We start from the raw sequence: 12093 nt of genomic DNA, 5'->3' as shown, positions 1-12093 counted from the left end.
GCTCCGCTCCGCTGCGCGCCGGCATGTTCGGAATGTCCCATGATTCGCTTGCTGCGCTCGCTCATGCGCCCGGCCCCCACTCCCCCGGCGCGGGCACGCCCGGCGGGCGGATGGCCTGGCGCTTGGAGCCGGTCTCCGACTCGCCCGGCTCCTTGGCCCCGGGCCACGGCTTGGCGACCCGGCTGGCCAGCACGAAGCTCTTGCGCAGCGGGTGGCCTTCGAACTCGGGCGGCAGCAGCAGCGGTTCGAGCGGGCCCGGGAAGCCGATGCCGAACATCTCGTAGGTCTCCCGCTCGTGCCACGCCGCGCCGGGATACACGTCCACCGCGGACTCCAGCGTTCCGTCGGCCGGCACCCGGGTGCGCAGCAGCACCCCGTGCCGCCGGTCCGTCGACCACAGGTGCGCGACCACGTCGTAGCCCGCGTCCAGCTCGTCCACGGCCGACAGCCAGTCGAAGAAGTCACAGTCCAGCTCGTCGCGCGCGGCGGTCAGCGCGGGCACCCAGGACGGTGCGGGCACGTCGACGACGGCCCGGGCGTACGCCCCGCCGCCGGACAGCCCCGCCTGTGCGCCGGGCACGAGCCCGCTCAGCCGCGCACCGATCTCCTCCGGCGTCATGCTCGGCATCCTATGCCCGTCAGGACCGTGCCATACATCCCGACCGCGTGAACGGCATCCAGGCGACCTTGGTGTTGCCCCGGCCGTAGAGGGCGTACGCGTCGTCGGGGTCAGACGCGTCCTGGCCCTTCGGCCACGGGATGCTTGCTTTGATCGCGGCGCTGCCCTGCACGATGAACCACGCGTCGCACTCGTCGCCGGTGCCGGAGATGACGACGGTGCGGCGCTTGTGCGTCCAGTCGAGCCTGCTGCGCCCCGAATCCAGCAGCACCATCGTGTCGAAGGCGGCGTTGAAGCCGTAGCGCGCCCAGAAGTACGGCACCACGCCGTCGGGGCAGAAGGTCTTCTCGTTCTCCAGGGACACGGTGTACCGCGTGGCGCTCAGCTCCGTGGTGACGATGAAAGCCTTCGGTTGGCAGCGCGGCGACGCCGGGGCCGCAGGCGCGCCGACCTCGGCAGGGCCTGCGCTCACCGAAGCGGAGGGGAGGACGCTGGGGCTGGGGCTGGAGCTGGGGCTGGGGCTGGGCGTGGGCGCGGGGACCGACCCCGACGGCGTGGGGCCGGAGGTCGGCGACAGCGGCGCGGGACTCGGCCGCAGGCTCGACAGCTGCAGGAACAGTGCCAGCGGGAGGAACAGCAGCAGCATGCACAGCGTGGTGTTCCGCACGGCCCGGCGGCGGCGCAGCGTACGCCGGGCGGCCTCGGCACCGGGCGGCCGCACGAACTGGCGGGCGGACCGTTCGGCCTCGGTGAGGGCGCTGCGGAGCGGGTCGAGGTCAGACATTCTCGAGCTCCCCACCGAGTGCCGCATCACCGAGCAGAACCGCGAGTCTCGCTCTGCCCCGGTGCAGCCAGGACTTGACGGTGCCCTCCGCCACGCCCATCAGCTCCGCCGTCTCGGCCACCGGCAGATCCTCGAGGTAGTGCAGGATCACCGCCTGCCGCTGGTTCGGTGGCAGTTCAGCCAGCGCGCGGACGATCGCCACCCGGTCGGGGTCGGGTCCGGCCACGGCGTCGTTCGCCCAGCCGCGGGCCGCCAGCTCCAGGCCGCGCCGCAGCCTGCGCCACCGGCTGGTCGCGAGATTCCAGGCGACCCTGCGCACCCAGGCCGCGGGCTCCTCATACGTGGACACCACCGCCCAGCGGCGCAGAGCCTGGATCATTGCCTCCTGCACCACGTCCTGGGCTTCGCCGAGGTCGCCGGTGTGCATGAACAGCGCACCGGTCAGGTTGGGGAAGGCGGCCGCGTAGAACTCCGCGAAGTCGCGGTTCTCCGGCACGCTGTTCTCCTAGGTCCAGGGGCGGGGGATCGTGGGGCCACGAGGAGCGCGACGATCGAGAAGCATACGAGATCGCTCAGACGCCCGGGATCGCGCCGTTGCGGAACAGGTCCACGAAGAGCTGGTGGTCGCCGCGGGCCTGGGCGCCGTACGCGTGGGCGAACTCGACCAGGCCGCCGACGAAGCCGGCCTCGTCGCGGTCGAGTTCGGCCACGATCGCCTCCTCGGTGGAGAAGTCCACCAGGTCATGGCTGGACTCGTCGTCGGCGACCGAGTGCATGCGCGCCACCGCCCGGCCCAGCTCCCGCACCACGCTGACCAGCTCGTCGGGTTCGTTGACGTCCGACCAGTCCAGGTCGGCCGCGTACGGTGACACCTCCGCGACCAGCTGTCCGACCCCGTCCAGCTCGGTGTAGCCCAGCCAGGCGTCGGCCGCGGCCTGCAGCGCCCGCTGCGACTCGGCGGTGCGGTGGCCCTGGTGCAGGAAGTAGCCGCGCACCCGCGCGTCCTCGATGTGCCGGGCCACCGCCGGGGTCTGCGCCTGCTTCATGTAGACGACCACGTCGTTCTCCAGCGCCTGGGTGTGCCCCTCCAGCAGCAGGCTGTACGAGGGCAGCCCGGCCGAACCGATGCCCACGCCCTTGCGCAGCACCACGTCCTTGATGGTGCGCTCGACACCGGAGTGGCCGCTGTGCGCGTGGTGCGGGTTCAGCGTGCCGAGGTAACCCCGGAAGGCCTCCTCGACGGCGTTACGGGTCGGCGCGTCGATCTGGTACACGCCGTCGCGGTCGGCGAAGCGGCGCTCGTACCGGTCGATCACGGTCATCCCCTGCAGCAGGTCCACCCGGGTGTTCAGGCGGGCCTGCTGGAGCACCCGGTGCAGCGGGCCGGTGGTGGTGGACAGGGTCAGCGAGCCGATGGCGTCGTCGCCGCCGAGCGCGATGGCGCGCAGCTCGGCCAGGTACGACCCGGCGAAGTCCTTGATCAGGTAGCCGATGGTCTCGTCGGACAGCGCCTTGGCGTAGCCGAGCAGGGCGATGCTGGCGCACAGCCGCCGCAGGTCCCACAGGAACGGGCCGACGTACGCCTCGTCGAAGTCGTTGACGTTGAAGACCAGCACGCCTTCGGCGTTCATGTACGTGCCGAAGTTCTCGGCGTGCAGGTCACCGTGGATCCAGACCCGGCTGGTCTGCGCGGTCAGGAACGTGTCGTCGGCGTACTCGCCGTTCATGTCGGCGTAGAACAGGGACGCGCTGCCGCGGTAGAACGCGAACGCGCTGGACGCCATCTTCCGGAACTTGCGCCGGAACGCCGCGGGCTCCGCCGTCATCAGCGGCCCGAACTCGGTGACCAGCACGTCCAGGATCTGCTCGGATCGCGTCATGGGTGGACGCTAACGCGTGATCGCAACCAGGCGCTGCGGAAACAGGACAGGTCAGGCCGGTGGTGACACGATCGGGGCGGTCAGCGCAGCCGGGTCGGGACGGTGCACGCCGCCGAAGCCCGACTGCTCCGCGGCGATCTTCTCCTGCAGCCGCAGGATGCCGTGCAGCAGCGCCTCAGGCCGCGGCGGGCAGCCCGGCACGTACACGTCCACCGGGATGATCTGGTCCACGCCCTTGGTCACCGAGTACGAGTCCCAGTACGGCCCGCCGCAGTTGCTGCACGCGCCGAAGGAGATGACGTACTTGGGCTCGGGCATCTGGTCGTACAGCCGCTTGATGGCCGGGGCCATCTTGTCGGTGACCGTGCCCGACACGACCATCAGGTCCGCCTGGCGGGGGCCGTGTGCGAACGGGATCACGCCGAGGCGCATGAAGTCGTGCCGACCCATGCTGCTGGCGATGAACTCGATCGCACAGCAGGCCAACCCGAAGTTGAACACCCACAGCGAGTAGCGCCGACCCCAGTTCAGCACGAACTTGATCGGATCTCCGAGCACCGAGGGCAGGGCCATACGGCTCAGCCTAGACCGAGGATGTCGGCGGGACGTAGCCCAACCACGCCTCGACCTCTTCCTGGGTCAGGATGCGGTCGACGCGCACCTGCGCGGTGATCGGGAAGCGCCGTCCCGGCCGCCAGTGCCGGCTGTAGCGGGCGTCGTCGAGCACCAGGATGCGCGAGCCGCTGACCACGGCGATGTCGGCCGGCCCGGCCTCGTTGCGCATGGTCGCGCCGGTCGCGTCGGTGAGGTGGAAGCTGTCGTCCACATGCTCCAGCACCGTGCCGTCCGGCCCGTGCTGGAACGCGCTGATCCAGCGCGCGTCGGGCCGCTTGCCCTGCACCAGGCCCGCCCCGATGAGCGCGTCGGCGAGCAGCGTCTGCAGCTGGAAGTTGTCGGCCACGCCGCTGACGAACACCATCGCCCCGCGCCGGGTCGGCCGGTGCAGCACCAGCAGGTGCTCGTCGATGATGCGCAGCGCCAGGATGAGCCGCATGAACGCGGGCGCGGCCGAGTGCAGCGGGTCGACCTGCGCGGTCCAGGGGGCACGGTCGCCGAGCTGGGCCCGTGCTTCGGCGTGGTGCAGGCAGGCCACCGCGGCCAGCGCCCAGTGCGGCGCGTCGCGCCACGCCGCCACCAGCGGCATCGCCCGGTCCGGGCCGAGCTGGGCGGCCAGCAGTCCGGTCGCCACGGTGATGTCCAGCTGGGTGCGCTCGGGCAGCGGCCGACCGCCGCCGTACGCCATCCAGGCGTCGATGAACGAGTGCGTGCCGGTCAGCGCACTGCCGAGGCGCTCCAGCACGATGCGGGTGAGTGGACCGGGCGAGCCGCCCAGCTCGACCAGCGCACCCGCGGCGGTGGCCGCGGTGGCCGCGACGAACGGGATCGGCGCCGCCCCGATGGCCGGGGCCAGGTGGGTGACCGCCGGGGTCAGCTCGTGCGCCGGCGCGAGCCGGGCCGCCTGCACCAGCGGCGCCACCGCGGCCAGCGCGGAGTTCACATCCTGGCCGAGGATGAGCTGGTGGAACCGCTGAACCTGCTGCACGAACATGTGGCGTGCACCCTCCCCTGAGGTCCTGTACGCAAGACGTGGAGCTACCTGGCCGGAGCCGCCTCGGGCAGCGGTTCGCGGATCTCGGTGACGGCCGGGTCGCCGCCGAGGTCGTACCCCCGCAGCAGCACCAGCGCGATGCCCACGATAAGACCCGGCACCACGGTGAACCCGAGCAGTACTCCCGTCTTCGCCAGATCGCTCTGCGCGACCGTCTCACCTGCGGTGGTGGAGATGTAGCCGAACAGCTGGAGCACGACGCCGAAGATGAACGGCCCCAGCGCCAGCCCCAGGGTCTCCCCCGCGGTCCACACGCCGGTGAACACGCCGGCCTGCCGCTTGCCGGTGCGGGCGGTGTCGTACGCGATGCAGTCGGGCAGCATGGACAGGCCGAACAGCTGCTGGCCGGCGTAGCCGAAGCCCATCACCGCGATGATCGAGTAGATCGCCCAGTGCGGCAGCAGCGGCGCCGCGGCCAGCGCGAGCGTCGCCGCGGTGAGCGTGATCGAGGCGACCACGTAGCCCTTGAGCTTGCCGAGGCGCTCGCCGACGCGGCGCCACACCGGCATCACGAACAGCGCGGGGCTGACCACGACCACGAACAGGGCGGTGGTGGTGCCCGCGTCGCCGAGCACGTGCTTGGCGAAGTACTCGACGCCGCCGAGCATGCAGGCCACCCCGGTCGACTGCGCCACGAAGCAGGCCACCAGCACCCGGAACGGCCGGTTCGCGGCGACCACCTTGAGCTGGGCGCGCAGCGACGGCTCGCTGGCGGTGACGGCGCCGGTCGGGGCGGAGCGGGTGCTCACGAACACGATCAGCGTGCCGGCCACCATGATCGTCGCGACGAACAGCGCCATCCAGCGGTAGCCGGGCAGCCCGCCGCCCATCGCGTCGCGGATGATCGGCGCCATCGCGCCGGAGACCAGGATCGAGGTGGCCAGCAGCGCCACCCGCCAGGTCATCAGCCGGGTGCGCTCGGAGTAGGAGCTGGTCATCTCGGCGGGCATGGCCACGTAGGGCACCTGGAAGAACGCGAACGCGGTGGCCGTGAGCAGGAACATCACCGCGACGTACAGGCCCGCCTGGCCGCCGTCGCCGAACGGGGCCGCGAACAGCAGCGCGAACAGCACGGCCATGGCCAGGCCGGCGAAGAGCAGATAGGGGCGGCGGGCGCCCCAGCGCGTCTGGGTGCGGTCCGAGATGCGGCCCACCACGGGGTTGAGCATGACGTCCCAGGCCTTGGGCAGCAGCACCAGCAGGCCAGCCAGACCGGCGGCGACACCCAGGGTGTCGGTCAGGTACGGCAGCAGCAACAAGCCCGGGACGGTGCCGAAAGCACCGGTCACCAGGGAGCCGAGCGAATATCCGACTCGCACACGAGTGGGAAGCGCTTCGTCCGGGGCCTCCATCACCTCCACACTGGATGTCATGAGCGCGGATGGTACGGGAGGCGAGTGAATGCTGGTACCTGCCGGTGTGGCAGCGGGCCATCCGGCCACCGCTGATGTAGGCCTTCGGGTACTGCGGATGGGCGGAACGGCGGCCGACGCGGGGGTCGCCGCGACACTGGCCGCCTGCGTCGCTGAGACGATCTTCACCGGGCTGGGCGGCGGCGGGTTCGCCACGTACTACGAAGCGTCGACCGGGCGGGTCACCTGCCTTGACTTCTTCGTTGCGATGCCCGGTCTGGACGGTGATCGTAAGGCTGAGCCCATGACGCCGATCGCGGTCCGATTCGGCGAGGTGCCGCTGCCCTACGAGATCGGCGGAGCGTCCGTCGCGGTCCCCGGCCTGCCTGCCGGATGTGGCGAGATTCACTCACGTTGGGGGGCCCTGCCGTGGTCCGACGTCGTCGCGCCCGCTGCCGAACTGGCCCGCACCGGCGTCGCCATGCCCTTCGCGCACGCGGTGACCCTGCCCTCGCTGATCGAGGCCATGCTGCCCGGCCAGGGCGGCCCGGCGTACGCCCCCGGCGGCAACCTGCTGCAGGGCGGGGACCGGCTGTTCCACGCCGGGCTGGCCGAAGCGCTGGACATCCTCGCCGCGGACGGCCCCGGCACCTGCTACACCGGCAAGCTCGGCGCCGCCGTGGTGGACTCGGTGCGCACCGACGGCGGGGCGCTCGGGCCGCTCGACCTGTCCGCGTACCAGGTGCTCGAACGGGCCGTGACCACCGCCGAGCTGGCCGGACGTACCGTGCTCGGGCGCGCGGACCTCAACCGCACCGTGCAGACCCTGCGCGGACTGCCGCCGGACCTGGCCGCCCTGCCCCGCCCCGAACGTGCCGTGGTGCTGGCCGGCGCGCTCGACGTACGCGGCCCCGATGACCGGCTCGGCGACACCACCAACGTCACCGCCGTCGACGCCGCCGGCAACGCCTGCGTCATCACCACCACGCTCGGCCTCGGCTCCGGGGTATGGCTGCCCGGGCTGGGCGTGCACCTCAACTCGATGCTCGGCGAGGGCGAGCTCTACTCCGGCGAGCTGGCCGCCGGCGAGCGGCTCGCCTCGATGATGTGCCCGCTCGTGGTGCTCGACCCCGGCGGCGCGCTGCGCCTGGCGATCGGCTCCGCCGGGGCGTCCCGGATCCGCTCCGCGCTGCTGCGCACCCTGGTCGGCGTGCTCGTGGACGGCCTGGACACCCCCGACGCCGTACGCGCCCCCCGCCTGCACCCCGTCGACGACGTCGTCCACGTCGAACCCCACTTCCCGGTCCCGGAAGAGATGGCCCTGGCCGAAGCCGGCTACACCGTCAACCGCTGGCCGCACCGCAGCCACTACTTCGGCGGCGTCTCGGCCATCGGCACCACCGGCGCCTCCGGCGACCCCCGCCGCGGCGGCGCCGCCCGCCTCCTCTGACCCACCCTCCCGCGTTGATCATGAACTTATGGCACGGCTCGACGGCGTGTCGTGCCCACAACTTCATGATCACCCGAGTGCGGGGCACCCAGCGCCGTTGATCGCTCGACTTGCCAGGCAACCGCGGTCAAGCGTGGTCGAGATACGCACAGGTGCCAGGCAAGTCTGGTGATCTTGAGTGGGACGGCCGCCGGGAGGCGCTCGCAGACCGCCTGGTCGAGGTAAAGCGAGGGGGACGGGGGTCAGTTGATCGCGGACGCGGCCACCCGGTCGCCGCGGAAGGGGACGCCTTCGGCGGTCAGGCGACGGCGGGCCTCGTTCTCGTGACCGGGGGGCAGCCGACCACCCGCGCCGACGACCCGGTGCCAGGGCACCCCGCCGCCGTGCCGCGCCATGATCGTGCCGACGCGGCGGGCCGAGTTGCGGCCCGACTCGTCCGCGAGCGCGTCGGCGATCGCGCCGTAGGTCATCACCCGGCCGGGCGGGATCGCCTCGACCATCCGCAACACCGCTTCGGCGTACTCGTCGGGGGTCATAGCCGAAGGCTAATTGATCAGGAAGTTGTGCACACGACACGCCGCCGACCCGTGCCACAAGTTCATGATCAACGCGGGAGGGCGCGCCAGCAGGTGGGATCGGTGCGGGGCGGGGGGAGGTGGGGGCGGCAGAATGGGCGGATGCGTGGAGTAGTCACCCGGGCTCGGCGGGTGGTGGTGAAGGTGGGGTCGTCGTCGCTGACGACGGCTGCCGGGGGGTTGGATCCGGAGCGGCTGGCGGCCTTGGTGGGGGCGCTGTGCAGCGTGGACGGGGAGCGGCGGCGGGAGGTCGTGCTGGTGTCGTCCGGCGCGATCGCGGCGGGGCTGGCTCCGCTGGGGCTGTCGCGGCGACCGCGGGATCTGGCCACGCAGCAGGCGGCGGCCAGCGTGGGCCAGGGGCGGCTGATGCACGCGTACACCGAGGAGTTCGGCCGGCACGGGCGGACCGTCGGGCAGGTGCTGCTGACCGTGGACGACGTGACCCGGCGCGCGCACTACCGCAACGCCCACCGCACGCTGCGCAAACTGCTCGACATGCAGGCCGTGCCGATCATCAACGAGAACGACACGGTCGCCACCGAGGAGATCCGCTTCGGCGACAACGACCGGCTCGCCGCGCTGGTCGCCGCCCTGGTGCAGGCCGACCTGCTGGTGCTGCTGTCGGACGTGGACGCGCTCTACACCGGCCACCCGTCGCAGCCGGGCTCCCGCCGGGTCGACGAGGTCACCGACTTCGCGCAGCTCGCCGAGGTGTCGGTGGGCGGCGTGGGCAGCGCCGGGGTGGGCACCGGCGGCATGGTCACCAAGGTCGAGGCGGCCCGCATCGCGACCGACGCGGGCATCCCGGTGGTGCTGACCGCCGCGCCGCTGGCCGCCGCGGCCCTGTCCGGCGAGGCGGTGGGCACGCTCTTCCACGCCGCGGGGGTACGCGCGACCGCCCGGCTGCACTGGCTCGCCCACGCCACCACCGCGCGCGGCCGCCTGCACCTGGACCCGGGCGCGGTCACCGCGGTCGTCGACCGGCGCGCTTCACTCCTCCCGGCCGGCATCACCCGCGTCGACGGCGCGTTCACCGCCGGCGACCCGGTGGACCTGATCGACGTCACCGGCCACGCCGTGGCCCGCGGCCTGGTCAATTACGACGCCCTGGAACTGCCGGGCCTGCTCGGCCGCTCCACCGTCGAACTCGCCGCCACCCTCGGCCCCGCCTACGAACGCGAAGTCATCCACCGCGACGACCTGGTCCTCCTGTAAGGAAGGGCACCTTCTTAACGCTATGCGTAGAGGAAGGGCACCTTGTTAACGCAGCTCGCAGGCTGAGCTGCACCACTGCGCCGACGAATCCGAGCACCTACGGAAGGCTGGAAACGACATGAGCGTCATCGAGCAGGCGACGCGGGCCCGCGAGGCGGCACAGGTGCTGGCCACGGCCTCGCGCAGGGCCAAGGACGCCGGGCTGGCAGCGATGGCCGACGCGCTCGCCGCGCGTACCCCCGAGATCCTGGAAGCCAACGGCCTGGACGTAGCCGCGGCGCGCGAGCAGGGCACGCCCGAGTCGACCGTGGACCGGCTCGCGCTGACCGAGTCGCGGCTGGCCGGGATGGCCGACGGTCTGCGCCAGATCGCGGGCCTGCCGGACCCGGTCGGCGAGGTGGTCCGCGGCGGCACCCTCCCGAACGGCCTGCAGGTGCGCCAGCTGCGGGTGCCGTTCGGCGTGGTCGGCATCATCTACGAGGCCCGCCCGAACGTCACCGCCGACGCGGCCGGGCTGACCCTGAAGTCGGGCAACACGGTGCTGCTGCGCGGTTCCGGCTCGGCGGCCCGCTCCAACGCGGCGATCGTCGCCGTGCTGCGCGACGCGCTCGTCGAGGCCGGGCTGCCCGCCGACGCGGTGCAGCTGGTCGACTCGACCACCCGGGACAGCGTCAAGGAGCTGATGCGGGCGCGCGGGCTGGTGGACGTGCTGATCCCGCGTGGTGGTGCGTCGCTGATCCGTACCGTGGTCGAGGAGTCCTCGGTCCCGGTGATCGAGACCGGCGTCGGCAACTGCCACATCTACGTCGACGAGTCCGCCGACCTGGACATGGCGCTGACCATCCTGCTCAACGCGAAGGTGCAGCGGCCGTCGGTGTGCAATGCGGCCGAGTCGCTGCTGGTGCACGCGGCGGTCGCGGACGCGTTCCTGCCCGCAGCCCTGGCCGCGCTGCGCGAGCACGGCGTGACGGTGCACGGCTCGCCGGAGGTCGCCGCGTACTCCGGTGACGTCGTGCCCGCCACCGAGGAGGACTGGGGCACCGAATATCTGGCGTTGGAGCTGTCCGCGCGGGTGGTGCCGTCGCTGGACGAGGCGGTCGCGCACATCCGGCGGCACGGCTCCGGCCACTCCGAGGCGATCATCACGTCGTCACTGCCGGCCGCGAACCGGTTCGCGGCGCAGGTCGACGCCGCAGCGGTGCTGGTGAACGCGTCGACCCGCTTCGTCGACGGCGGCGAGCTGGGCTTCGGCGCCGAGATCGGCATCTCCACCCAGAAGCTGCACGCCCGCGGCCCGATGGGCCTTCCGGAACTGACCAGCACCAAGTACGTCATCACCGGCGAAGGCCAGATCCGCGCCTGACCTCCTGCATCCCGACCGGCACGGCCCGGCGGCGACGCAGGTGGGAGGCCGGGGCGCGGGCGGGTCAGAGGAGGGTGCTGCGGCCGGGTGGGGTGATTTCGTAGAGGGCGCGGATGACGTTGAGGGTGAGGTGTACGTCGAACACCTCACCGTCCTCGGACTCCCACCCGCCGTCGGTGCGCTGCGTCTCCGCCAGGCGGCGCTTGGCCGCGATCATGGTCCAGTCGTCGGCGGACACGCCGACCCGGCGCAGGGCGGCGGCCATGGCCGCGGCATCGGCGGGGGCCATCGCCGGCAGGCGCTCGCCCAGCACCGCCTGCATCCGGGCGGCCTCGTAGAACATGTCCTGCCGGTACATCACCGCCGCACCGAGCCAGCCGGTGACGAGGTAGGACGGCCAGGTGCCGTCCGAGTTGAGGCTGCTCTTGATGAACTCCGCACCGCGCAGGGCCGCATCGGCGTACGGAATCGGCGTCGGGTCGCCGTACGGCAGCGACGAGCGCACGTCGAGCCCCATCACGGTGAGCCAGAAGGTGGCGTTCGCGGTCAGGTAGAGCGTCGCCTCGGGGTCGCCGGGCTGCGCCCACTCGGGCGCGTCGGCGGCCAGCTCCTTGGCCTCCTGCCAGCTCCCGTCGGCGGCCTGGCGGCCGGCCAGCCAGTCGAAGGCCCGCTTGACGCCGGGCCGCCCGAGCGCGCCGAGGTCGTCGAGCTGGGCGAGCCGGAAGCAGGTGACGTCGACCGAAGGGATCTTGCCCCGCTGGGTGGCGAACCAGCCGCCGCCGTCTGCCTGTCCGGCCTCGGCCGCGGCGAGGATCTCCTCGGCCGGCGAAGCGCCGGTACGCAGGTACGACAGGCGCGCCCGGTCGACCGGGTCGCCCTTCTTCACCACGAAACCGATAGCCGCGTCGAGATCCACCACGGTCATCGAGGGTACGTGCCCGGTCACCGTCCGGCCTCATCAGGTTGGTCAAGGTCAACAGCACGCGCGGGTGAAATAACGGCCGAACAACGCGAGAAGGCACCAGTTCGGGCCTGGTGACGTGGCTTAGTCGGCAGCGGCGCGGGCAGGTGTCAGATATGGACAGTGTTCGAAGTCACAGCGCCCCGGCCGGAGACGTTGCCGACAGGCCCGCCGGACACGAAGACGCCGGCCGTGACGGGCACGGCCGGCGTCTGTCGCGCACGG

General features: G+C 72.1%; 12 protein-coding genes. 3 read left to right on the top strand and 9 right to left on the bottom strand.

The features are described 5' to 3' along the window. Positions 1 to 61 precede the first annotated feature (61 nt). The 7 genes from FLL47_RS18055 to FLL47_RS18025 all read right to left on the bottom strand — a co-directional run bounded on the left by FLL47_RS18055 (position 62) and on the right by FLL47_RS18025 (position 6325). Entirely contained in the window at positions 62 to 619 is a 558-nt protein-coding gene (locus tag FLL47_RS18055; RefSeq protein WP_144121721.1) for an NADH-quinone oxidoreductase subunit C, read from the bottom strand. Between the two features lie 19 nt (positions 620 to 638). After that, positions 639 to 1403: a hypothetical protein gene (locus FLL47_RS18050; protein ID WP_144121720.1), complete on the bottom strand. Its 765-nt coding sequence runs from the start codon at positions 1401 to 1403 to the stop codon at positions 639 to 641. Then, entirely contained in the window at positions 1396 to 1899 is a 504-nt protein-coding gene (locus FLL47_RS18045; protein WP_144121719.1) for a SigE family RNA polymerase sigma factor, read from the bottom strand. The genes FLL47_RS18050 and FLL47_RS18045 overlap by 8 nt, the downstream gene beginning before the upstream one ends. A 76-nt stretch (positions 1900 to 1975) precedes the next feature. After that, positions 1976 to 3283, bottom strand: coding sequence for a DUF2252 domain-containing protein (locus FLL47_RS18040; RefSeq protein ID WP_144121718.1), 1308 nt, complete (start codon positions 3281 to 3283; stop codon positions 1976 to 1978). A gap of 51 nt (positions 3284 to 3334) precedes the next feature. Then, positions 3335 to 3856, bottom strand: coding sequence for an NADH-quinone oxidoreductase subunit B (locus tag FLL47_RS18035; protein ID WP_144121717.1), 522 nt, complete (start codon positions 3854 to 3856; stop codon positions 3335 to 3337). A gap of 10 nt (positions 3857 to 3866) precedes the next feature. Next, positions 3867 to 4892, bottom strand: a complete 1026-nt coding sequence (locus tag FLL47_RS18030; RefSeq protein ID WP_144121716.1) for a hypothetical protein — start codon at positions 4890 to 4892, stop codon at positions 3867 to 3869. 44 nt (positions 4893 to 4936) lie between these two features. Beyond that, complete coding sequence (locus FLL47_RS18025) at positions 4937 to 6325, bottom strand: MFS transporter (RefSeq protein WP_144121715.1); 1389 nt, start codon at positions 6323 to 6325, stop codon at positions 4937 to 4939. Positions 6326 to 6422: 97 nt separating this feature from the next. On the opposite strand from FLL47_RS18025, the gene FLL47_RS18020 reads away from it, so the two are divergent. Then, on the top strand, positions 6423 to 7754 hold the full coding sequence (locus tag FLL47_RS18020; protein ID WP_342780332.1) for a gamma-glutamyltransferase: 1332 nt from the start codon (positions 6423 to 6425) through the stop codon (positions 7752 to 7754). A gap of 242 nt (positions 7755 to 7996) precedes the next feature. Here the strand turns inward: FLL47_RS18020 and FLL47_RS18015 are convergent, their stop codons facing one another. Continuing rightward, positions 7997 to 8290 (bottom strand): MGMT family protein, encoded by a 294-nt coding sequence (locus tag FLL47_RS18015; RefSeq protein ID WP_144121713.1) that lies wholly within the window; start codon positions 8288 to 8290, stop codon positions 7997 to 7999. A 141-nt stretch (positions 8291 to 8431) separates the two neighbouring features. On the opposite strand from FLL47_RS18015, the gene proB reads away from it, so the two are divergent. Further along, positions 8432 to 9544, top strand: coding sequence for a glutamate 5-kinase (gene proB, locus FLL47_RS18010; RefSeq protein ID WP_144121712.1), 1113 nt, complete (start codon positions 8432 to 8434; stop codon positions 9542 to 9544). Between the two features lie 118 nt (positions 9545 to 9662). Continuing rightward, positions 9663 to 10907 carry a glutamate-5-semialdehyde dehydrogenase gene (locus FLL47_RS18005; RefSeq protein WP_144121711.1) on the top strand — a complete coding sequence of 415 codons (1245 nt, stop codon included), beginning with the start codon at positions 9663 to 9665 and terminating at the stop codon, positions 10905 to 10907. 64 nt (positions 10908 to 10971) lie between these two features. On the opposite strand, the gene FLL47_RS18000 is transcribed toward FLL47_RS18005, so the two are convergent. Beyond that, positions 10972 to 11853, bottom strand: coding sequence for a prenyltransferase/squalene oxidase repeat-containing protein (locus tag FLL47_RS18000; protein WP_246158157.1), 882 nt, complete (start codon positions 11851 to 11853; stop codon positions 10972 to 10974). Positions 11854 to 12093: the final 240 nt, after the last annotated feature.

It is taken from the genome of Catellatospora sichuanensis, from assembly GCF_007483665.1.
GTDB classification, from domain to species: Bacteria; Actinomycetota; Actinomycetes; order Mycobacteriales; family Micromonosporaceae; genus Catellatospora; species Catellatospora sichuanensis.
Note: the sequence above shows the minus strand (reverse complement) of the source record. Positions and strands in the feature narration are given on the sequence as shown.

Coding starts and splice junctions, on each gene's coding strand:
- FLL47_RS18055 (WP_144121721.1), bottom strand. CDS start 619: ATGACGCCGGAGGAGATCGGTGCGCGGCTGAGCGGGCTCGTGCCCGGC.
- FLL47_RS18050 (WP_144121720.1), bottom strand. CDS start 1,403: ATGTCTGACCTCGACCCGCTCCGCAGCGCCCTCACCGAGGCCGAACGG.
- FLL47_RS18040 (WP_144121718.1), bottom strand. CDS start 3,283: ATGACGCGATCCGAGCAGATCCTGGACGTGCTGGTCACCGAGTTCGGG.
- FLL47_RS18035 (WP_144121717.1), bottom strand. CDS start 3,856: ATGGCCCTGCCCTCGGTGCTCGGAGATCCGATCAAGTTCGTGCTGAAC.
- FLL47_RS18030 (WP_144121716.1), bottom strand. CDS start 4,892: ATGTTCGTGCAGCAGGTTCAGCGGTTCCACCAGCTCATCCTCGGCCAG.
- FLL47_RS18025 (WP_144121715.1), bottom strand. CDS start 6,325: ATGACATCCAGTGTGGAGGTGATGGAGGCCCCGGACGAAGCGCTTCCC.
- FLL47_RS18020 (WP_342780332.1), top strand. CDS start 6,423: ATGGGCGGAACGGCGGCCGACGCGGGGGTCGCCGCGACACTGGCCGCC.
- FLL47_RS18015 (WP_144121713.1), bottom strand. CDS start 8,290: ATGACCCCCGACGAGTACGCCGAAGCGGTGTTGCGGATGGTCGAGGCG.
- proB (WP_144121712.1), top strand. CDS start 8,432: ATGCGTGGAGTAGTCACCCGGGCTCGGCGGGTGGTGGTGAAGGTGGGG.
- FLL47_RS18005 (WP_144121711.1), top strand. CDS start 9,663: ATGAGCGTCATCGAGCAGGCGACGCGGGCCCGCGAGGCGGCACAGGTG.